General features: G+C 67.4%; 18 protein-coding genes and 1 pseudogene. 5 read left to right on the top strand and 14 right to left on the bottom strand.

The annotated features are described in order from the left end of the window. Nucleotides 1-4 precede the first annotated feature (4 nt). From BLU17_RS02480 to BLU17_RS02430, 11 genes are all read right to left on the bottom strand, one after another. On the bottom strand, nucleotides 5-892 hold the full coding sequence (locus BLU17_RS02480) for an AAA family ATPase (RefSeq protein ID WP_091993918.1): 888 nt from the start codon (nucleotides 890-892) through the stop codon (nucleotides 5-7). Nucleotides 893-971: 79 nt separating this feature from the next. Continuing rightward, the gene (locus BLU17_RS02475) at nucleotides 972-1,769 is read right to left on the bottom strand and encodes an FAD binding domain-containing protein (protein ID WP_091993916.1); all 798 of its coding nucleotides are present in this window, start codon (nucleotides 1,767-1,769) and stop codon (nucleotides 972-974) included. 13 nt (nucleotides 1,770-1,782) lie between these two features. Further along, on the bottom strand, nucleotides 1,783-4,173 hold the full coding sequence (locus tag BLU17_RS02470; protein ID WP_091993913.1) for a xanthine dehydrogenase family protein molybdopterin-binding subunit: 2,391 nt from the start codon (nucleotides 4,171-4,173) through the stop codon (nucleotides 1,783-1,785). 14 nt (nucleotides 4,174-4,187) lie between these two features. Beyond that, nucleotides 4,188-4,685, bottom strand: a complete 498-nt coding sequence (locus BLU17_RS02465; RefSeq protein WP_091993910.1) for a (2Fe-2S)-binding protein — start codon at nucleotides 4,683-4,685, stop codon at nucleotides 4,188-4,190. A 506-nt stretch (nucleotides 4,686-5,191) separates the two neighbouring features. Beyond that, a complete protein-coding gene (bcaP, locus tag BLU17_RS02460; protein WP_091993907.1) occupies nucleotides 5,192-6,604 on the bottom strand; it encodes a branched-chain amino acid transporter BcaP in 1,413 nt (470 codons plus the stop codon). 298 nt (nucleotides 6,605-6,902) lie between these two features. Continuing rightward, nucleotides 6,903-7,559 carry a response regulator transcription factor RqpR gene (gene rqpR / locus BLU17_RS02455; RefSeq protein ID WP_091993904.1) on the bottom strand — a complete coding sequence of 219 codons (657 nt, stop codon included), beginning with the start codon at nucleotides 7,557-7,559 and terminating at the stop codon, nucleotides 6,903-6,905. After that, on the bottom strand, nucleotides 7,556-8,527 hold the full coding sequence (locus tag BLU17_RS02450) for a sensor histidine kinase (protein ID WP_245746688.1): 972 nt from the start codon (nucleotides 8,525-8,527) through the stop codon (nucleotides 7,556-7,558). Before BLU17_RS02450 ends, rqpR begins: the two co-directional genes overlap by 4 nt. Nucleotides 8,528-8,933: 406 nt before the next feature. Further along, nucleotides 8,934-9,704 carry a ferredoxin--NADP reductase gene (locus BLU17_RS02445; RefSeq protein WP_091993902.1) on the bottom strand — a complete coding sequence of 257 codons (771 nt, stop codon included), beginning with the start codon at nucleotides 9,702-9,704 and terminating at the stop codon, nucleotides 8,934-8,936. Between the two features lie 565 nt (nucleotides 9,705-10,269). After that, the gene (locus BLU17_RS02440) at nucleotides 10,270-10,914 is read right to left on the bottom strand and encodes a LysE family translocator (RefSeq protein ID WP_091993899.1); all 645 of its coding nucleotides are present in this window, start codon (nucleotides 10,912-10,914) and stop codon (nucleotides 10,270-10,272) included. Between the two features lie 122 nt (nucleotides 10,915-11,036). After that, nucleotides 11,037-11,834, bottom strand: coding sequence for an endonuclease/exonuclease/phosphatase family protein (locus tag BLU17_RS02435; protein WP_091993896.1), 798 nt, complete (start codon nucleotides 11,832-11,834; stop codon nucleotides 11,037-11,039). A 32-nt stretch (nucleotides 11,835-11,866) separates the two neighbouring features. After that, a complete protein-coding gene (locus BLU17_RS02430) occupies nucleotides 11,867-12,343 on the bottom strand; it encodes a hypothetical protein (protein WP_425434056.1) in 477 nt (158 codons plus the stop codon). A gap of 526 nt (nucleotides 12,344-12,869) precedes the next feature. On the opposite strand from BLU17_RS02430, the gene BLU17_RS02425 reads away from it, so the two are divergent. The 3 genes and pseudogenes from BLU17_RS02425 (at nucleotide 12,870) to BLU17_RS02415 (ending at nucleotide 14,998) form a co-directional block, all read left to right on the top strand. Then, nucleotides 12,870-13,259, top strand: a complete 390-nt coding sequence (locus BLU17_RS02425; protein WP_143189159.1) for a hypothetical protein — start codon at nucleotides 12,870-12,872, stop codon at nucleotides 13,257-13,259. Nucleotides 13,260-13,387: 128 nt separating this feature from the next. Next, nucleotides 13,388-14,512 (top strand): annotated as a pseudogene (locus BLU17_RS02420) (NAD(P)/FAD-dependent oxidoreductase); the annotation flags it as partial. A 174-nt stretch (nucleotides 14,513-14,686) separates the two neighbouring features. Next, nucleotides 14,687-14,998 (top strand): high-potential iron-sulfur protein, encoded by a 312-nt coding sequence (locus tag BLU17_RS02415; RefSeq protein ID WP_091993887.1) that lies wholly within the window; start codon nucleotides 14,687-14,689, stop codon nucleotides 14,996-14,998. Between the two features lie 58 nt (nucleotides 14,999-15,056). On the opposite strand, the gene BLU17_RS02410 is transcribed toward BLU17_RS02415, so the two are convergent. Beyond that, nucleotides 15,057-16,571 (bottom strand): amidase, encoded by a 1,515-nt coding sequence (locus BLU17_RS02410; RefSeq protein ID WP_091993884.1) that lies wholly within the window; start codon nucleotides 16,569-16,571, stop codon nucleotides 15,057-15,059. 195 nt (nucleotides 16,572-16,766) lie between these two features. Continuing rightward, entirely contained in the window at nucleotides 16,767-17,465 is a 699-nt protein-coding gene (locus BLU17_RS02405; RefSeq protein WP_091994204.1) for a dienelactone hydrolase family protein, read from the bottom strand. Between the two features lie 620 nt (nucleotides 17,466-18,085). Between BLU17_RS02405 and BLU17_RS02400 the strand changes: the two genes are divergently transcribed. Continuing rightward, a complete protein-coding gene (locus BLU17_RS02400; RefSeq protein WP_091993881.1) occupies nucleotides 18,086-19,231 on the top strand; it encodes a branched-chain amino acid ABC transporter substrate-binding protein in 1,146 nt (381 codons plus the stop codon). Between the two features lie 94 nt (nucleotides 19,232-19,325). Here BLU17_RS02400 and BLU17_RS02395 read toward each other — a convergent pair whose 3' ends face one another. Then, on the bottom strand, nucleotides 19,326-20,582 hold the full coding sequence (locus BLU17_RS02395; RefSeq protein ID WP_342713798.1) for an MFS transporter: 1,257 nt from the start codon (nucleotides 20,580-20,582) through the stop codon (nucleotides 19,326-19,328). A gap of 115 nt (nucleotides 20,583-20,697) precedes the next feature. Here BLU17_RS02395 and BLU17_RS02390 point away from each other — a divergent pair, with 115 nt between their 5' ends. Next, on the top strand, nucleotides 20,698-21,366 hold the full coding sequence (locus tag BLU17_RS02390) for a HugZ family pyridoxamine 5'-phosphate oxidase (protein WP_091993874.1): 669 nt from the start codon (nucleotides 20,698-20,700) through the stop codon (nucleotides 21,364-21,366). Nucleotides 21,367-21,732: the final 366 nt, after the last annotated feature.

Raw genomic sequence — 21,732 nt, 5'->3', positions numbered from 1 at the left:
GTGCTCACTCCGCGAGCGCGAGCGTTTGCGCGATGCGCTGCGCGTCGAGTTGCGCGAGGTCGTCCTGGTACTTCAGCAGCACGCCGAGCGTATCCTGCACCGACTGCGGATCGAGTTCCGTCACGGCGAGCGCCGAAAGCGCGCGGCACCAGTCGATCGTCTCGGCGATGCCGGGCGCCTTGAAGAGATCCATCGTGCGCAACTGATGCACGAACGCCACCGCGCGCCGCTGCAGGTGCACGGCGGTTTCGGGCGCGCGCGCGGCGACGATGGCGAGTTCGCGCGCGCGGTCCGGGTAGCCGAGCCATTGATAAAGGCAGCGCCGCTTGAGCGCGTCGTGCACTTCGCGCGTGCGGTTCGAGGTGATGACGACGAGCGGCGGCTCGCTCGCGCGCACCGTGCCGTATTCGGGTATCGATACCTGGAAGTCCGAAAGGAGTTCGAGCAGGAACGCTTCGAACGGTTCGTCGGCGCGGTCGATTTCATCGATCAGCAGCACGCGGCGTGCGGCGGGATTCTGCGGATCGGGTTGCAGCGCCTGAAGCAGCGGCCGTTTCAGCAGAAATTCGTCGCGATAGAGCGTGTCGTTGCGCGGCTTTTCGCCCGCCGCTTCGGCAAGGCGCAGCGCCATGATCTGGCGCGGATAGTCCCACTCGTAAAGCGCGCTGGCCGTGTCGAGTCCTTCGTAGCACTGCAGGCGCAACAGCGTCGTGCCGAGCATCGCCGCGGCCGCCTTCGCGAGCTCGGTCTTGCCCACGCCCGGCTCGCCTTCGAGAAAGAGCGGGCGTTGCATGCGCAGCGCGAGAAAGAGCGCCGTGGCGAGCTCGCGGCTCGCGAAATAGCCGTGCGCTTCGAGCTGTGCGAGGGTGTCGTCGATCGAGGCGGATTGCATGGGCGCTCCAGGGCGCGATTCAAAGGCGGCAAGCGCTCCCGCGTTCGCCGATGCGGGAGCGTTCGCCTTCGGGACGGATTCAACCGCTGGCCTTCGCCACCGCACGCGCCGCGAGCACCGGAATGAGGTGCGCGCGATATGCCGCGCTCGCATGCAGGTCGGTGTTGAGGTCGTCGGCGGGGATCGTCACCGCGCGCGCGGCTTCGGGCGTGAAGTTCGCCTTCAGCGCGTCTTCCAGCGCGCGCGCGCGGAACACGGAAGGCGCGGCACCCGTGACCGCCACCCGCACGTCGCCCGCATGCTTCGCGACGAACACGCCGGTGAGCGCGAAGTGCGAGGCCGGATTGCGAAACTTCTCGTAGGCCGCGCGCTCGGGCGCCTGGAACTCGACGGCCACGATCAGCTCGTCGGGCTCAAGCGCCGTTTCGTACATGCCGCGGAAGAAGTCGTCGGCCGCGATGCGCCGCCGGTCCGTCACCACGGTCGCGTTCAGCGCGAGCACCGCCGCCGGATAGTCGGCGGCGGGATCGTCGTTGGCGAGAGAGCCGCCGAGCGTGCCGAGCGCGCGGACCTGGCGGTCGCCGATCCTGCCCGCCAGGTCCGCGAGCGCCGGCAACGTGTTGCGGATCTGCGCATTTTCGGCGACGTCGGCATGGCACACGGCCGCGCCGATCTTCACCGCCTTGCCGTCCACCTGCACGGTTTTCAGCTCGGGAATGCGCGTGACGTCCACGAGCGTGGAGGGCTGCGCGAGGCGCAGCTTCATCGCCGCGAGCAGGCTTTGGCCGCCGGCCAGGAACCTGGCGTCGGCGTCGGCCGCGAGGGTCTTCACGGCGCCTTGCGCGTCGCTGGCGCGCTGATAGTCGAATGCGTACATGGAGCGCCTCCGCTCAAGGTTGTGAAGGGGTCTGCGCGGCCTGGATCGCTTGCCACACGCGATGCGGTGTTGCAGGCATCTGCAGGTCCTTCACGCCTAGCGGCGCGAGCGCGTCCAGAATCGCGTTGATGACGGCGGGCGGCGAGCCGATCGCGCCGGCCTCGCCGCAGCCCTTCACGCCAAGCGGATTGTGCGTGCACGGCGTGCCTTTCGCGGTTTCCACCGTGAACGAGGGCACATCCGACGCATGCGGCATCGCGTAGTCCATATACGAGCCCGAGAGCAACTGGCCGCTCTCGTTGTCGTACACGCACCGTTCGAGCATGGCCTGGCCGATGCCCTGGCCGAGCCCCCCGTGCACCTGCCCTTCGACGATCATCGGGTTGATGACGTTGCCGAAATCGTCGACGGCGGTAAAGCGTTCGATGCGCGTCTCGCCCGTGTCGGGATCGACTTCGACCTCGCAGAGGTACGCGCCCGACGGATAGGTGAAGTTGGTCGGATCGTAGAACGCGCTTTCGTCGAGGCCGGGTTCGAGCGTTTCCAGCGGATAGTTGTGCGGCACGTAGGCGGCGAGCGAGATTTCGGCGAAGGTCTTCGTGCGGTCGGTGCCCGCCACGCGGAACACGCCATTGGCGAACTCGATGTCTTCCGCGCCCGCTTCGAGCATGTGCGCGGCGATCTTCTTCGCCTTCGCCTCGATCTTGTCGAGCGCCTTCATGATGGCCGAGCCGCCCACGGCGATCGAGCGCGAGCCGTAGGTGCCCATGCCGAACGGAATGCGCGCGGTATCGCCATGCACGATTTCGATCTGTTCGATCGGCACGCCTAATCTATCGGACACGACTTGCGCGAAGGTCGTCTCGTGGCCCTGGCCGTGGCTGTGCGAGCCCGTGAACACGGTGACGGAGCCGGTCGGGTTGACGCGGATCTCGCCCGCCTCGAAGAGGCCCGCGCGCGCGCCGAGCGCGCCCGCGATGTTCGACGGCGCGAGGCCGCACGCTTCGATGTAGCACGAGTAGCCGAGGCCGCGCAGCTTTCCTTGTGCCTTCGACGCGTCGCGGCGCGCGGCGAAGCCTTTCGCGTCCGAGAGTTCGAGCGCGCGGGAGAGGCAGGCTTCGTAGTCGCCGGTGTCGTAGGTGAGACCCACGGGCGTCGCATACGGGAAGCGCGTGATGAAGTTGCGGCGGCGAATTTCGGCCGGGTCGAGGTTCATCTCGCGCGCGGCGGTTTCCACCAGACGCTCGACCACATAGGTCGCTTCGGGGCGGCCCGCGCCGCGATAGGCGTCGACGGGCACCGTGTTCGTGAACACGGCCTTCACCTCGGCGTAGATCGCCGGCGTGGTGTACTGGCCCGCAAGCAGCGTTGCGTAGAGGATGGTCGGCACGCTGGAGGCGAACGTCGAGAGATACGCGCCCATGTTCGCCGTGGTGTGCACGCGCATGGCGAGGAACTTGCCGTCCGCGTCGAGCGCAAGCTCGGCTTTCGTCACATGGTCGCGGCCGTGCGCGTCGGAAACAAAGGATTCCGAACGCTCGGCGGTCCACTTCACGGGGCGGCGGATTTTCTTCGCCGCCCACGTGAGCGCGACGTCTTCGGCGTACAGAAAGATTTTCGAGCCGAAGCCCCCGCCCACGTCGGGGGCGACGATGCGCAGCTTCGTTTCGGGCAGCGCGAGTACGAACGCCGCCATGAGCAGCCGTTCGACGTGCGGGTTCTGGTTCGCCACGTACACGGTGTAGCTGTCGTCGTGCGGCGAGTAGCTCGCGTTCACGGCGCGCGGCTCGATGGCGTTCGGCACGAGCCGGTTGTTGACGATGTCGAGCGTCGTCACGTGCGCGGCCTTGGCGAACGCGGCGTCGGTCGCGGCCTTGTCGCCGTGGCCCCACGTATAGCAGGTGTTGTCCGGCACGCTTTCGTGCACGAGCGGCTGGCCCGCGTCGGCGGCGTGCGCCGTGTCGACGGCGGCGGGCAGTTCTTCGTAATCGACTTCGACCAGTTCCGCGGCGTCCTTTGCCGCCTTGATCGAGTCGGCGATCACGAGTGCGACCTGGTCGCCCACGTGGCGCGCCTTCTCGGGCGCGATCACGGGATGCGGCGGCTCGTGCATGGGCGTGCCGTCGACGCTGTGGATCAGCCAGCCGCACGGCAGGCCGCCCACGTTCTCCGCGGCGAGGTCCGCGCCGGTGAATACGGCCACGACGCCGGGCGCGGCCTTCGCGGCATTCGTGTCGATGCTCCGGATGCGCGCGTGCGCGTGCGGCGAGCGCACGAACACGGCGTAGGTTTGCGCGGGCAGGACGACGTCGTCGGTGTACTGGCCGGCGCCGGTGAGGAAGCGGAAGTCTTCCTTGCGCTTGACGCTCGCGCCGATCATGCGGCTGGGTTCGGGTGCGTTCATGGCGGCCTCCCGAATCAGGCGGCCGTGGCGGCGGCGCTCGCGCCCGCGCGCATTTCGCGCGCGCCCGCGACCACGGCCTTCACGATGTTGTGATAGCCCGTACAGCGGCAGAAGTTGCCGTCCAGGCCTTCGCGCACGTCCGCTTCGGTGAGGTCGGGCCTGGCGGCGGCGAGCGCGGACGCGCACATCACCATGCCCGGCGTGCAGAACCCGCATTGCAGGCCATGGCATTCGCGGAACGCGGCTTGCATGGGGTGCAGCGCGCCGTTCTTCGCGAGACCTTCGATCGTCGTCACCTCCATGCCGTCGCATTGCACGGCGAGCTGATTGCACGACTTGATCGCGCGGCCGTTCAGGTGGACGGTGCAGGCCCCGCATTGCGCCGTGTCGCAGCCGACGTGCGTGCCGGTGAGACGTAGCTGTTCGCGCAGGAACTGGACGAGGAGCGTGTGAGGTTCGACCTCGGCGGTCACGGGCGCGCCGTTGACCGTGAGGCGGATACTGATCGCCATTGACTGTCTCCAGTGTCGACCGGAGCCGGCGCTTTGGCGCCCGATCCGGTCCCGCGCCCGAAGGGCGTCGCCAGAAGTGGCGCTGCGCTTTGACTCCGGTCCCATACAACGTGACGGGATATAGAGACCTGCCTGGGCCCGCTTTTTTACACTGAATCCACCGCCATAACCGCCCGCAGAAAACTCGCCCGTCTAACGCATTGCGCCTCATTGCGCGCGCAACGCACGCTGCCGCGCAAAAACGCGGCGGCGGTTCGGGCGAAGCGGGTGGAGCGGAATCTGGGTCCGGCTGGTGCCTTGCTGTTCAGTGAAGCCTGGGGTGACGCCCGGACAGTAAAGCACAATTTGCCGGATTGCGCTGCGCGGGGTTTTACCCGCCGCGAGCGATGCGGCACGCCATGAAAAACGGCCCGCGCCGAAGACCGGAGCGGGCCGTTGCGTTGCAGCGCAGCGATAATTGGCGTTCAAGCGTCGGCGAACGCGGACGTCGCCACGATGCGTGCTCGCTAGTCGTGATGCGCGTGCGGCGCGTGCGCGAGGCGCGAGCGATGGCGCGAATAGCCGAAGTAGACGAGAAGGCCAAACGCGGTCCAGATCAGGAACGCGGCCCACGTGAGCGCCTGCAGGTTGATCATCAGGAACAGGCACGAGCCCACGGCGAGAATCGGCACCACGGGCACGCCGGGGCAGCGGAACGCGCGCGGCAGATGCGGATGCGTCTTGCGCAGGACGAGCACGGCGATCGACACCATCGAGAACGCCGCGAGCGTGCCGATGTTGATGAGTTCCGCGAGCACGTTGAGCGGCACGAGCGCGCCGATCAGGCCGAAGAAGATGCCCACGAGCCAGGTTGTGAAGAACGGCGTGGCGAAGCGCGGATGCACCTTCGAAAGCTTCGCGGGCAGGAGGCCGTCGCGCGACATCGCATAGATGATGCGGGTCTGGCCGTAGCTCATCACGAGGATCACGGTGAGCATGCCGAGCACGGCGCCCAGATCGATGAAGCCCGCGGCCCACTTCTGGCCCGCCACCTGCAATGCGAACGAAACCGGGTGGCCGACATGAGCGAACTGCGCCGAGGGGACGATGCCGGTCACGACCGCCGCCACGGCGACGTAGAGCACCGCGCACACGGCGAGCGAGGCGATGATGCCGATCGGCAGGTCGCGCCTGGGATTCTTGACCTCTTCGGCGGCCGAAGAGACCGAATCGAAGCCGATGAACGCAAAGAACATCACGGCCGCGGCGCCGAACACGCCGTTCCAGCCGTTGGGCATGAACGGATGCCAGTTCGCGGGCGTGACGTGGAACGCGCCGACGGCGATCACGAGCAGCACCACGGTCACCTTGATCGCCACCATGACGTTGTTGATGCGCGTGGATTCGCGCACGCCCACGGAAAGCAGCGCGGTGATGGCCATCATCACGAGGAAGGCGGGCAGGTTGAAGAGCGTGTGCACGCCGGGCACGGCGCCCGGCGCGGCGGTGAGCGCCGCCGGCAGCGTGAGACCGAAGCCCGAGAGCAGCGACTGCAGATAGCCCGACCAGCCGACCGAGACCGCCGAGGTGGCGAGCCCGTACTCGAGCATCAGGTCCCAGCCGATCACCCACGCGGCCAGTTCGCCGAGCGTTGCGTACGAGTAGGTGTAGATCGAGCCGGCCACGGGAATGGTCGAGGCGAATTCGGCGTAGGCGAGCGCGGCGAAGCAGCAGGCCACGGCGGCGATGAGGAACGAGACCATGAGCGCCGGGCCGGCCTGCACGGCGCCCGTGCCGGTCAGCACGAAGATGCCGGTGCCGATGATCGCGCCGATGCCGAGAAAGGTGAGGTCTAGCGCGCCGAGCGCCTTTTTCAGACCGGCGCCCTGGGCGCTGGCCTGCAGCATGTGCTCGATATTCTTCTTGCGAAAGAGGGACATTTGGCGGGGGAACTCCACGTAAAACGAAAACGCGCGAGGACGTGAAGCCGGCGCGACTCGCCTGCCTTCATCGGCTTCGCGTGCCGGATGTCTGGGGAAAACCCTAAATTTTAGCGGATGTCGCGTCCGAGCCGGCTTGAGCCGGGGCGGAAATGCTGGCCTCGCGCGGATGATTACGCCGCCAACCGGCGCGTGCGCGCGCGATCCTTGCCGGGACCCGCGCAAACGGCGGAAGCCATTTCCGGATCGACCGAGTATGGCGAGAAGGCCGCCTTGATGTCGCAGGGGCCTGCAACAATCAGGCGCTGACGGTGGGCGAGAGATCGACGAGCCGGTTGCTCATCACGTAGAAGGTCAGCTCGGCGTTGTTGGTGAGCTTCATCTTTTCGAGCAGCCGCGTGCGGTAGACGCTGACGGTCTTCACCGAGAGCGAGAGGGCGTGCGCGATGTCGGTCAGGCGCTTGCCCGAGGCGAGCATGCACAGCGTCTGGTATTCGCGGTCGGAGAGCTTTTCGTGCGGCAGTTGCTCGCCGTCCACCAGCACGTAGTCCGCAAGCGCCTCCGCCATCGCCGGGCTCACGTACTTGCGGCCCGCGGCGACCTGCTGGATCGCGGCGATCATCTGCGCGGCGTCCACCGTCTTCGAGAGATAGCCGGCCGCGCCGGCCTTCAGCGCGCGCACCGCGTATTGATCCTCGCGATACATCGAGAACATCAGCACCGGCACGCGCGGCGCCTTTTTCTTCGCGCGCTTGAGCACCTCGACGCCGTTCATGTCCGGCAGCGAGATGTCGAGCAGGACCACGTCGCAGGCATGCTTCGCGATGGCGGCGAGCGCCTCGGCGCCGGTCTGCGCCTCGATGACTTCGCTGGCGATGCCGCGATCGATCAGCAACTGGCGGACGCCCTGGCGCACGACTGCATGGTCGTCGACGAGCAGGATGCGATGGGTCATGAGCGGGCGCCTTCTGGCAGGATGACGGGCGAGGCGGGATGGGCGGACGCGGCGAGCAGCGCGTCCCAGGCGAAGCGGGCGCGTACCGTCGTGCCGCGCTGGGTCGCATCGTCATGCGCATGCGCGATGCCGCCGCTGGCGGCGCGCAGCGAGCCGCCGAAGGCGGCGCAGCGTTCGCGCATGCCGGCGAGGCCGTAGTGACCGGCCCCGCCGCGACGATGCGCCGGGCCGCGGCGTGCGAGACCGATGCCGTCGTCGGCAACGGTGAGCGTGAGATGGCGCGCTGTGCTTTCGAGCCGCACCTCGGCACGCGTGGCCTGCGCATGGCGCGCCACGTTGACGAGCGCCTCCTGAGCGACGCGGAACACGGCGAGCGCGGCGTTGGCGGGCAGACGCGCGAGTCGCGCGTCGTCGCTGGCGCTTGCAAATTGTGCGGCGAGCCCGCTGCGCGCCGCGAAGCCGCGCATCCAGGCTGCGAGCGCGGGCGCGAGGCCCGCGTCGAGTTGCGGCGCGTGCAGGCCGTCGAGCACGTGGCGCATCGCGCCGGTCGCGGCGTCGAGTGAACGGGCGACGAGCGCAAGCGCCTCGGCGCATTGCGGCGGGGCGCTTGCGGGCAGCCAGGTATGGACGTTGGCGAGCGCGAAGCGCGTGGCGGCGAGTTCCGCGCCGACGCTGTCATGCAACTCGCGCGCCAGACGGCGACGCGCGGCCTCGTCGGCGTGGATCGCCTGATTGGCGTGGGTGTTGGCGTCGCTGGCGCGGGAACGGCGCGTGCGCCGCGCGGCGCCGCGCGCTGGCGCGGCAATTTGCCGCTGCATCAGCACGAGGTCTTCGAGCTCGGTCAGCGTGGCCGCTTCGTTGGCGGCAAAGCGGGCAAGGAAGGCGAGTCCGTCGGCGGCATGGGCGGCGCGCGATGCATCGCCGCCTGGCGTGCACGCGTTCGGCGCGGCGTGTCTCGACGTGTCCATCATTCTCCCGTTCAGAAACCGGTTTCCGCTGACAGTCTCCGCCGACGTCGGACCCTCCCGGCGTGGTCGCTGACAGCACGGCGCAGCGTAACGAAATTTACATCCGGTAACAATCGGGCCTTGGCCCCGATGCGGTCGGATGTCCCATATGTTGCACTGCGATAATATCTTAAAAAAAAGAAAAACTTCAGATTGGACAAGGGTTAGCGAAAGAATCTAAGGTGTAGCATTAAGTCGCAGGCCGTTGTCATGTAGGAAAAACACCGACAGGAAAGTTACCGCTGTTGTGTGACAACTGTAACCGCATGAGCGACTAAATAAAGGGCGCGGGCCAAGACGTACAGACGAAAAAAAACCGGAGCGCGAGGCTCCGGTTCTGCGATTCGGGCGGCCGAGGGGCTCGCGCTTAACCGACGAACGCCTTTTCCACCACGTAGTGGCCCGGCTCGTTGTTGCTGCCTTCCTTGAGGCCGGCCTTTTCGAGTAGCTCGACGGTGTCGCGCAGCATGTGCGTGCTGCCGCAGAGCATGATGCGGTCCCGCTCCGGCGAGAACGGCGGCAGGTCGAGGTCTTCGAACAGCTTCTTCGTGTCGATCAGTTCGGTGATGCGGCCGCGGTTGTCGAACACTTCGCGCGTGACGGTCGGGTAGTACACCAGCTTCTCGCGCACGATTTCGCCGAGGTACTCATGATCGCGCAGTTCCTTGGTGATGAAGTCCTTGTACGCGAGTTCGTCGATGAAACGGCAGGTGTGCGTGAGCACGATCTTGTCGAAGCGGTCGTAAATGTCCGGGTCCTTGATGATCGACATGAAGGGCGCGAGGCCCGTGCCGGTGGAAAGCAGCCACAGGACCTTGCCTGGCAGCAGGTTGTCTGCCACCAGCGTGCCCACGGGCTTCTTGCCGATCAGAACCTTGTCGCCGACCTTCAGGTGCTGCAGGCGCGACGTGAGCGGGCCGTCCGGCACCTTGATGCTCAGAAACTCGAGGTGCTCCTCGTAGTTCGCGCTCGCGAGCGAGTACGCGCGCATCAGCGGCTTGCCTTCCACTTCGAGGCCGACCATCGTGAACTGGCCGTTGTCGAAACGCAGGGCCTGGTCGCGCGTGCAGGTGAAGCTGAAAAGCGTGTCGGTCCAGTGATGGACGCTCAGAACGGTTTCTTCGGTGAATTTGCTCATGGTTCCTGAAGTGCGAAACAAGCGCCGCCAGATTGCAGCGGTCCTGCCGGCCTGCTGTCCAGTACAGCGTAGCTTGACGAAATGCTTGGGGCCCGGCTGCCTGGCTCGACGCCAGGCAGGCAAGTCCACGGTTTTGCCAGCCGCCCCGTTGCGAACGAGGCGCAATCCGCCATTTTACCGCGCCCGGACCGCGAGGACCTGGCGGACCCGCTTGGACCATCGGCGCTGCAAGGGAGGGTGACCCGCTGCGGCGGTTTGCTGGCACCCGCACGCGGGCATGGCGGGAACGGCTGGCGATGGGCCAGGGTGGCGGCGCTTCTTGCCTCGTCCGGCCTCGCGGGCCGCACCAAGCTTTGCCGGGACCCGCGAGAGCGGGTTCTCGTGCCGCATGCAAGGCGCGCCAGGTACGACGCGCGCGTGCGAAATTTCGGCTAAATAATACCGGAAGGTCTGACAGCCCGCAGCATTGACCCTGCTGGCGGGGCAGTTTCGGCCCTCGCTTTTGGCCGCAGATGCAAGCGAGATCGCGCCATTTTCGCTAGTGCGGCGGAGCGCCGCGGCGCGCTCAGCGGTCGGCCGCGAGCTTCACGCCGAGCCCGATCAGCGCGGCGCCGCAAAATGCGTCGATCGGACGGCGCAGGCGCCGGTAGCCGCGCTGTGTTCGGTCGTCGGCGAACAGGAAGGCGAGGCTGCAATGCCAGCCGAACGACATTGCCGCGACCGTGCCGAGCGCGATGCCGTAGAACCACATCGGCGGATGGGCCGGAAACACCGCCGCAAACACGCTGGTCCAGAACACGCACGATTTCGGGTTCGTGAGGCAGGTGATGAGCCCCGCGCGCCACGTGCGCAGCCAGGCGCGCCGGTCGGCCGGCGGCGGCGGCGCGCTGACAGCCCGCGCCGCGGCGGCCAGCTCGCGCCGCACGCCCGAGCGCAGCAGCTTGACGCCGAACCACACGAGATAGAGCGCGCCCGCCACGCGCACGCCGTTGTAGAGCCAGCCGACCTGCTGCAGCACGGCGGCGAAGCCGAGCATGGCGAGGGCGGCCCAGAGCGTGGAGCCGACGCCCACGCCCGCCGCCGAGGCGACGCCCAGGCCGCGCCGGCCGGCGAGCGAAAGTTGCGTCACCATGAAGAAGTTCGGGCCGGGGCTGATGAGCGCGAACAGATAGACGACAGCGATCTGCAGCAACGTGGCGAAATAATGCATCGGAAGAGACCTGGCGCCAGACACGGCGCGCGACGCGACATGGTAGCGCGTCTATGCGTGCCTTTGCGTGGAGATCGGGGGAATGTCGCGCGCCCCGGCGTGACGCCCCCAGGCTTAGCGCATCATTCGAGCCGCAGGCGCGCCATGTAGGGCAGGTGATCGGAAAGCCACGCCGTTTCCTGCGCGGGCTGGATCAGCTCGACCGGCTGAAGGCCGCGCACGAACATCTTGTCGAGCGCGAGCGCCGGCGAGAACGCCGGGAACGTGCGCGCGGGCTCGCCGAGCAACGTCGCGACCTCCTGCAGGCCGTGTTCCGCGAAGAGCGGCACCGAATCGTTGCGCCAGTCGTTGAAATCGCCCGCCAGCACGAGCGGGCCTTGCGGCGCCTCCTTCACGATCCAGTGCGCGATCCAGTGCATCTGCCGCAGCCGCGCGCTGCGCGTGAGCGCGAGATGCGCGCACAGCAGCGTGACCGACTGCCCGGCCACGTTCGCGCGCGCGACGAGCAGCCCGCGCCGCTCGAAGCGGTGCGCGGAGATGTCCCAGCGTCCGCCGAGATCGAGCGGATGCGGCGATAGGATCGCATTGCCGTGCCGCCACGAGGGCTTGAACACGTTCGTGCCGAGCGCGATCTGCAATTCGAGTGCGTCGGCGATTTCGGTGGCCTGGCAGTGCCAGACGTCTTCGAGCGGATCGCCCAACTGTGCGCCGAAGGTCGAGGCGAGCACCGGTTGCGGCAGACGGCGCGCCATCGCCTCCTGGAGAAACCAGGCGTCGGCGTGGGTGGACTGGACCCAGCGCCGCATCGCCTGCCAGGCTTCGAAGCCGAGCGGCGAGCGGCCCTTGTGCAGATTCCAGCTTACGGCGACGAAGTCTTTGCCCGGCGAGGTGTCGATGAGCGGTTGTTCGGGATTTCGCATGCGTTTTTCTAACGGATTGGATCGCGTGGGCGTCACTGCGCGGACGGCGGCGCGAGCGTGGCGCGCACCCGGTACGCGAGCGACGGATTCTGGTCGATGATCGGCCAGGTCACCCATTCGCCCTGCGGCACGATCAACCCCGGATGGCTCGCGTTCACCTGGCGCGGCTGCGGCGGGAGCTTGCAGCCTTCGGGCGTGCTGGGCGCGACGTCGTTTTCGAGCGTTTCCTGCGCGTCGATCGCGAGGATGATGAGATTCGCCCTCACCTGCAGCGGCGAAACGGTAATCGTGCGGGAGAGGTCGATGCTGCCCGCAGGTTGATCCTTGCAACCCACGTTGTGCGAAACGACCTTGTTGTGCGTGTCGGTGCGGGCCTGGCCCACCGGGGTCGTGCCGTCGAACGAGTCGATCTGCTGGCCGTCGCGCATCACGTCCAGCGTCCATTGCACGACCGCCTGGGTGACGGGAACTTCGGCGGGAGCGGTTGTGGGCGGCGGTGGCGGCGCCATGGCAGGTGCTGCGGGCGGCTGCGGAGGCGGCGTCAGCGGGGGCTGCGCGGCCGGCGACGCGTCGGGCCCGGCGGCGGGCACGTAAGCCGGCTGCGCGACGCCTTGCGCCAGCGCGCTCGCGCTCAGTCCCGCCAGGACGGCGAACAGCGTGACGACGGCAAGGCAATGTTTCCACAACGTCATAGGGGGAGACTCCGTGCACGGGCACCGCGCGAAGCGAGCGCAACGGCAGGGCGGGTACGTTCTGACCTTCGATCCTATACCGGGTTCGCAAACGCCGGACCGCAGCGGTTCACCGAATATAGGGACGCCAGCGCAATGCTTCAACCACGACGCACTGAGGCATTGGTCATTGAAGCGCAACGAACATTCCTTCGCTGCGGTAATGGGTCGCCAATTGTTGTCCGGACTGCAACGCAGCCTTCTTGCTTATCGGGGCGGCTTTTCGATCGGCCGTGCTTACGCGGGCTCGCACACTCGCACATATCCGATATGCGCGAACGCGGCCGATCCGGTATGTCCTGCAATGCTTGCCGCCGTCGCCGCTCTGGTGGCCGTGCCGGCACTGGCGGGCGACCATGCGGCGACGCCGATCCCGCAAACGCCGCCCGTCCAGGCGCGTCCGATGGCGATGGCCGCCGCGAACCACGGCCCGAAGACGGGCGCCGAAGTGAAGGCGGAACGGGCCCGCGCCCGCGCGGGCGGCGAGCTGAGTCGGGACCCGAATTCGCCCGCCTATCCGCAGCGATATGCGATGGACGGCTACGCCGCGCCACGCGTGCGGGTCGCGAAGGGCTTCTTCCATGCGGTGGCGCGAACGGCGGCGCCCGCGACGCCTCGCGCCACCGTCAACCGGGTCGCCGTCCTTGCGCGACCTTCGCTCGATCCCTCTCTTTGTTCCCTTCCGCTCGTTTGACGCGAGAGTCTGGCGCGAGCGCGTCGTCGCGCGGCGTACAATTTTTCTCGTAAGGCGGTGCGCGCGTCGCGCCGCCAGCCGCATGGCGGAGTGACGCGCGGCGCGGCCGGCTCGCTTGCCGGCGCCGCGAAGGCGGACGCAGGGACATGGACCAGATCGAATGCGTGGTGATCGGCGCCGGCGTGGTCGGTCTCGCCGTGGCGCGGGCGCTTGCCGCACGCGGGCGCGAGGTGATCGTGCTCGAAGCCGCCGACGCCATCGGCACCAGCACCAGTTCGCGCAACAGCGAAGTCATTCACGCCGGGCTCTACTACCCGCGCGGCTCGCTCAAGGCCACGCTGTGCGTGCGCGGACGCGAGATGCTCTACGAGTACTGCGCCTCGCGCCACGTCGCGCATGCGCGCTGCGGCAAGCTGCTCGTCGCCACCGCGGGGAACCAGATTCCGCAGCTCGAGGCGATCCTCGCGCGCGGCAAGGACAACGGCGTGTTCGACCTCGTGCGCATCAGCGGCAGCGAGGCGATCGCGCTCGAACCGGCGCTCGAATGCGTCGCGGCGGTCTACTCGCCGCAGACGGGCATCGTCGACAGCCATCAGCTCATGCTCGCGCTCCTCGGCGACGCCGAGCGCGACGGCGCCGTGATCGCGTTCAAATCGCCCGTCGAGTCGATCGATGCGCTCGGCAGCGGCTTCACCGTGAAAACGGCCGGCGATGCGCCGGTCGGCATTCGGGCGGCGTGCGTCGTCAACAGCGCGGGCCTGTACGCCACGAAGCTCGCGAGGCGCATCCGCGGGCTCGACGCGCGCCACATCCCGCCGTTCTATCTCGCGCGCGGCAACTACTTCAGCGTTTCGGGACGCGTGCCGTTCACGCGCCTCATCTATCCGATGCCGAACGAGGCCGGCCTCGGCGTGCATCTCACGCTCGACCTGGGCGGCCAGGCGCGCTTCGGCCCCGACGTCGAATGGATCGACGCGATCGACTACGACGTCGATCCCCGCCGCGCCGATTCCTTCTATGCGCAGATCCGCAGCTACTGGCCCGCGCTGCCCGACGGCGCGCTGCAGCCCGCCTATGCAGGCATTCGCCCCAAGCTCTCCGGCCCCGGCGAGCCCGCCGCCGACTTCATGATCCAGGGCGCGGCCTCGCATGGCGTGCGCGGGCTCGTGAACCTGTTCGGCATCGAGTCGCCGGGACTCACGGCGTCGCTCGCGATCGCCCAACGCGTGTGCGAGATGGCTTCCATCGACTGATTCGCCGTACGTTGCGGCTCACTTATCTCCGGCATTGCAGCGTCGCGCCGACGCGCTTCGTTGTTAAGCTTCTTCGCGACGCCGCCGCCAGAGCGGCTCGGAGAACAAACGCGCGGCGCTGGACGCCGCGCGAAACCCCAGCGAACGAATCGCCACAATACCGGAGTGAGTCACATGAAATCGTCCCGCCGCAGCTTTCTGATCACGAGCATCGGCGTCGTCTCGACGCTCGCGCTTTCGCGCGAGGCTTTCGCCGACGCGCCCAAGGTTGCCGAATCCGATCCCACCGCCGTCGCGCTCGGCTACAAGCTCGACGCGGCCAAAGTCGACAAGGCGAAGTTCGCGAAGTACGCCGCCGGCGAGGACTGCGGCAACTGCTCGTTCTATCAGGGCAAGGCCACGGACGCGTTTGCGCCGTGCCCGATGTTCGGCGGCAAGCAGGTCGCGGGCAAGGGCTGGTGCAGCGCCTATAACAAGAAGGCCTGACGAAGCGGCGCAGCGCGTATCGACGTGCGCCCGCTTCGTTCGTGAAGGAGCAGGCGCGCTAGCGTCGCGCCTGCAGCAGCGGCGGCCGCCGGCCGAACCACGGGCGCGCCGCCTCCAGTTGCGCCGCGAGGCGCAGCAATAGCGCATCGTTGCCTTCACGCGCGGCGAACTGTACGCCTATCGGCAGCCCGCGCGAGTTCCACGCGAGCGGCACCGACATCGACGGCTGCCCCGTCAGGTTGAAAAGCTCCGTGCAGCCCGCCCACGCGAATGCCTTGTTCGAGGCTTCGGTCAGCAGCTTTCTCATCAGCACTTCCACCGGCACGGCCGTGACCGCGCGCATCTGCATGCGCTCGCTCTGGCTCGGCTTGAGCTCGCCGATTTTCACCGGCGGCGCGGCGAGCGTCGGGCACAGCAGCACGTCGTAGCGCTTCATGAGGTCGGCGAGCTGCGCGGTGATGCGCTGCTGCACGTCGAGCGCGGCCGGCAGCTCGCGCTCGCCAAGCTTGCGGCCGATGTGCGCCATCGCCCACGTCGCGATCTCGAACTCCTGGCGGCGCGGCTTCGTGCCCGTGATGTCGTCGGCGTTCAGCACGTACTGCTCGGCCACCACCGACCACAGCATCAGGAACGCCTCGCGCGCCGCCGCGTAATCGACGGGCAGCGAGTACGGCTCCACGCGATGGCCGAGCGAAGCGAGCAGTTCGGCGGCGTCGTCGAGCGCGCCGCGCACGTCGGGCGAGAGCGCGTCCGCGAACATCGGCTCGCACAGGAGCGCGATGGAGAGCGGCTTCGAGCCGTCGAGCGGCTCGCGCGCCGCGGCGAGGAAGGTGCCCGGCGCGCCCGGCGCCAGCGCGGGATCGCCGGCGATCAGATCGAGCGTGAGCGCGCTGTCGCGGACGCTGCGCGACACCGCGAGATCGACGCCCAGGGCGCCGGGCGGCGCCGGCGCGTTCGAAGCGGGCTGGAACCCGCGCGACGGCTTGAACCCGAAGAGCCCGCAGCACGACGCCGGGATGCGGATCGATCCGCCGCCGTCGGACGCATGCGCGAGCGGCACGATGCCCGCGGCGACCGAGGCGGCCGCGCCGCCGCTCGACCCGCCCGGCGTATGGTCGAGATTCCACGGATTGCGGCACGGGCCGAACAGCTCGGGCTCGGTGTAGGGCATCTGCCCGAGTTCGGACGCGCTCGTCTTGCCGAAGATGTTCAGGCCCGCCGCGCGAAAGCGGGTGACCACGGGCGCGTCGGCGTTCGGAATGTAGTGGCGGTAATGGCGGCTGCCGAACGTCATGCGCAGCCCGGCCACCGCCGCGCCGAGGTCCTTCACGAGAAAAGGCACGCCCGCGAGCGGACCGTCGCTGAGCGCCTCGACGCCGTCGCCGGTCGCCTCGATGCGCAGCGCGCGCTGGCGCGCCGCCTCGTAGTCCTTGAGGACGATGGCGTTGATGGCCGGATTGGCGGCTTCCGCGCGGGCGATGGCGGTGTCGAGCAGCTCGCGCGCGCTCACCTCGCGGCGGCGCACGAGATCGGCGAGGCCGATGGCGTCGTATTCCAGATAGTCGGACTGCAAGGCACGCACTCCTCGTCGTCGGGTTGGGGCAAGCGTCGAAGCTCAGGTGAAGCGCGTACGGCGGGAACGCGAGCGGGCGAAAGATGCCGCGCCCGCCGACGCCGATCATGCACGCGCGCCGATGCAGGAATGCGGGCGTGCGCACCGCGATGTCCGGGCCGCGGCGAGGCAGCGGACACCGGCCGGACCGCGGTATTACAGATGCCCGGCGAGGAAGCTCAGCGTGCGGCCATGCGCGAGCGCCGAGGCATGCTGGTTGTACGACGCGCGCACCGGGCAGTTGAAGCCGTGATCGGCGTTCGGGTACAGGTGGAACTCGGCGTTCGGGCGGCCCGCGAAACGTTCCTTCACCTGGCCCACGGCCGAGAGCGGAATGCCGTGGTCGAGCTCGGCGTAGTGGAACAGGATCGGCCTGGTAACCTTGTCGGCGAGGTCGAGCTGATTCTGGATGCCGCCGCCGTAGTAGGACACCGCTGCATCGAGCGAGCCGCTCGCCGCCGCGAGGTACGCGAGACGCCCGCCGAAGCAGTAGCCGATCGCCGCGACCTTGCCGGTGCACTCGGGCAGCGCGCGCAGCGCGGCCGCCGTCGCGCCGACGTCCCCGACGACAAGGTTGACGTCCGTCTTCTGCATCAGCTCGATACCGCGGTCGCGGTCGGCGCCGACGTAGTCGAGCTCGACGCGCGGCGCCGTGCGCCAGAACACGTCGGGGGCGATCGCCACGTAGCCGTCGAGCGCGTACTGCTCGACGATGTCGCGGATGTGGCCGTTCACGCCGAAGATCTCCTGCAGGATGACGATGCCAGGGCCCTTGCCGCCCTTGGGCAGCGCGACGTACGCGCCGAAGCTGTCATTGCCGGCGGGAATGTCGATCCATTTGGTCGAAACGCTCATGTCGTTCTCCGTGTTCATCAAAGAGTCATGCAGTGGGCCGCGGGGGCGGGCAGTTCGCGCCGCCCGTGGCGCATCGCGAATTCGGGGAGCCAGTTTGCCATATGGCCTCCAACCTCTGCAGCGCCTGTCGTTTCCTCGGGCCGACCGGCGCGGGCCCCGCGCGGTGCAACACGTCGTGAGACACGCGGTCGCATCGCATCGGTATCCGAAATTAATCGAATGCTTACTTGAGTCGGTGCGTGCGTCGCGCACGCCGCCCCGGAAGCGCATTCCAAACGTTCTCGCAAGCGCCTGGAGCCGCATGCCCAATAATTGGAACCGTGTCCGCGAGCCGCATTACATAACGCTTTCCGATCGATTTGTCAGGGTTTCGAACCGTTGTGGCCGAACGCATATTGGTACTCGCACCAATATCTGAAAAAAGTCCCCCAAATTAATTTGATCACCTACACTTGCGCGCAAGTATGGACGGGCGGCCCGCCATGAACGGGTCATTCGCCATGCTGGCCAGGTGCATCAAGGATGCATCCTGCGTGGTCGTCCGCACGGGGAGCGACACGTTCGGGGCGCGGGAGCACTGGGCGATTACGTAGCTTTTGGGTTCGAAACTGGAGACTTACATGAATATCAAGCTTCACAAGCTGTTGCCGATCAGCGCTGCGGCCATGCTGTTCGCGTCGTTCGCAACGGTGGCGAGCGCAGACGTCACGGTCAAGATTGGCCACGTCGCGCCGCTTACGGGCGGCATTGCGCACCTCGGTAAAGACAACGAAAACGGCGCACGTCTCGCAATCGAAGAGATCAATGCGAAGGGCCTCACGATCGGCGGCCAGAAGGTCACGCTCACGCTCGACGCACAAGACGACGCGGCCGACCCGCGCACGGCCACCCAGGTCGCGCAGAAGCTCGTCGACGACAAGGTCGTTGCCGTCGTCGGTCACCTGAACTCGGGCACCTCGATCCCGGCTTCGAAGATTTACAGCGATGCGGGCATCGTGCAGATCTCGCCGTCGGCCACGAACCCGGCCTACACGCAACAAGGCTTCAAGACGACCTACCGTGTCGTGGCGACCGACGCCCAGCAAGGTCCCGCGCTCGCGAACTACGCGGCGAAGAGCCTGAAGGTGAAGAGCGTCGCGATCGTCGACGACTCGACGGCTTACGGCCAGGGTCTCGCGAACGAATTCGAGAAGACCGCCAAGTCGCTCGGCATGAACGTGCTGTCGCATGACGCGACGAACGACAAGGCCGTGGACTTCCGCGCCATTCTCACGAAGATCAAGGGCGAAAACCCCGACGCGATCATGTACGGCGGCATGGACGCCACCGGCGGCCCGTTCGCGAAGCAGGCCAAGCAGCTCGGCCTGCGCGCGAAGGTGCTCGCAGGCGACGGCGTCTGTACCGACAAGCTCTCGGACCTCGCCGGCGACGCGACCGACAACATCGTGTGCTCGGAAGCCGGCATGGCGCTCGAGAAGATGCCGGGCGGCCAGGCATTCGAAGCGAAGTACGAAAAGCGCTTCGGCCAGCCGATCCAGATCTACGCGCCGTTCACGTATGACGCCGTGTACATCATCGTCGACGCGATGAAGCGCGCGAACTCGACCGACCCGGCGAAGATCCTGGCCGAAATGCCGACGACGGACTACAAGGGCGTGATCGGCGAGACGACCTTCGATTCGAAGGGCGACCTCAAGCACGGCGTGATCTCGCTGTACAACTACAAGTCGGGCAAGAAGTCGCTGCTCGACGTCGTGAAGATGTAAATCGCGTTCGGCGTATTTCGCTTTCGCGACTGGAAAGCCCGCGGGTTTCGGCCTGCGGGCTTTTTGTTTTGCGTTTTGCGCCGGATGCTTCTTTCTAGATTCCCAGCCGCCGCAGCACCTTCGGCCCCGCGAACGCGACGAGCGCCGCGCACAGCGCCACGACGGCGAGCCCGACCGTGAGATTGGTCACCTGCGTAATGCCGCCGATCACGACGGGCCCGAACAGCAAGCCGAAATACGCAAGGCCGGCGACGTGCGCGAGCCCTTCGGCCGCGTGGATGCCTTTCACGCGCGCAGCGGCCGCGAACAGCACCGGCATCATGTTGGCGAGGCCGAGGCCCATCAGCGTGAAGCCCGTGAGCGCCGTGAACGGGTACGGCAGCACGAGCGCGCCGATCATGCCCGCGCACGCGAGCGAGGCGCTCGCCAGCACGAGCTGCGGCGCGCCGAAACGCGCGCGCACGGTGTCGCCGGCGAAGCGCGCCGCCGCCATGCCGCCCGAGAACGCCGCATACGCCGCGCTCGCGAGCGCGGGCGTCGAGAGCACCACGTCGCGCATATAGACGGTTGCCCAGTCGTACATCGCGCCTTCGGCGATCAGCGCGACGAGCGCGATGGCGCCGAGCGCCCACAGCGCGGGCGTGCGCCAGCGGTTGCCGGTTTTCGCGTGCTCGCCATGCGTGGCGTGCGGCACGTGCGGCAGCACGGCGGGACACGAGACGAAGAGCACGAACGCCGACAGCGCCGACGCAAGAAAGAGGTGGAGTGCGGGCGCCATGCCGCGCGCGAGCAGCGCGCCGCCGATCGCCGCGCCCGCCATGCCGCCAAGACTGAACATGCCGTGCAGACTCGACATGACCGGCCTGGCGACGGCTTCTTCCACGGCGCTCGCTTCGGCGTTCATGGCGACGTCGAGCGTGGCCATGCCCACGCCGAACAGGGCCAGCACGACGAGCAGCATCCAGTAATAAGGCACGGCGAGAATCAGCGCGCCGCACACGGACATGATGAGGCCGCCGGTCAGGCATGCGCGGCGCGAGCCTGCGCGCGCGATCCAGCCGCCGAGGGTCGTCATCGCGGCGATCGAGCCGGCCGCCACGGCGAAGAGCGCGTACGAGAGCAGCGCCGGACTCAAATGAAACCTGTCGCGCACGGTGGGCACGTGCACGCCCCACGAGGCGTACATCATGCCCGCGACGAAAAAGAGCGCCATCGTGGCGACGCGCGCGCGGTGGCGTCTCGCCGCGGGCAGCGCGCGATGATGGGCGGCAGGGCTGGCCAGGGCGAGGGCCGGCTCGGTGTGGCGGTCGGGCACTTGGGCGTTCCGGGCAGAAGTGGCGGCGGGGCGCAGGAAGGCGCCCGAAAGCAAACGATGATTCTAACGAACGCGCCGCCGGCCTGCCGGAGCCGCGTTTGCTGCGCCAGGTGCTCTAATATCGGGAAAATCCGCCGTTCGAGGACGCGCCTTGAAGATTCCCGCCCACGCTCCGCTGCATTTGCTTCACCAGACGTCTGCCGGCACACTCGCCACGCACTCGCGCGAGCCGCGCGGATTTCCATATCCCACGCTGTTGCCGTTCGCGCCCGACGACCTGCACCGCCCGGTGATACTCGTGAGCCGACTCGCGGAGCACACGCGCAACCTGCTCGACGACCCGCGCGCGGGCTTTCTCGTCGCGCACGCCCCCGATGCCGACGTTCTGAACGCGCCGCGCGCCACGCTGCTCGGCCGCTTCGAAGCGGTCCCCGCCGCAAGCCAGGCGGCGGTGGCGCGGCGCTACTTGCGCTATCACCCCGACGCCGAACGTTACCTCGCGCTCGGCGACTTCACCTTCTGGGCCATGCGGATCGAGCGGCTGCGCTATATCGGCGGCTTTGGCGCGATGGGCTGGATGGATGCCGCCGATCTCGACGTGCTGGAGCCGCTCGCCGCCGCCGACGAGACCACGCTGATCCGCTTTTTCGAGGCTCACCCCGCAAGGCGCACCGGGCTGGATCTCGCAGGCGTTGACCGCTACGGCGCCGATCTCCTGATCGACGGCGCACGCACCCGCTTCGTTTTCGATACGCCGCAACACGATCTGCAATCCTTGCATGCGGTGCTAGCAGACTGCATCGAACGCCATGCATCCTGAGGCGGTTTTTTAGGCGCATACGGCGCACCTGGCCCGCATTTCCAGAACGATGGTCCTTGTTGCTTAGCAGCAATCGCTTTTCACGCTGTCGATTCGCGCAAAGTTGTCATGAAATGAAATGTTTCACGGATTGCGAGGCATTTAATTTTCATCCGTTGCCAATTATGAGATGTGAGATTTATCCGGCAAAAGAAGGATTTAGTAAAAATACCGATTTGCACGAAATGGCAATGAGTTAGACCCTTGTGGGAAGGGCGGCGGATTTCAAACCGGCTTAAATTATTTTTATTGCCCACGTCCCTCCCGCGATTCGATTTTGTGTTAATCTCGCCACCGATTTCCGAGGCGAGCAGCTATCAATCGGCA

This window comes from Paraburkholderia lycopersici (assembly GCF_900096975.1).
Taxonomy (GTDB): domain Bacteria; phylum Pseudomonadota; class Gammaproteobacteria; order Burkholderiales; family Burkholderiaceae; genus Paraburkholderia; species Paraburkholderia lycopersici.
This window is presented reverse-complemented; position numbering and strand designations above follow the sequence as displayed.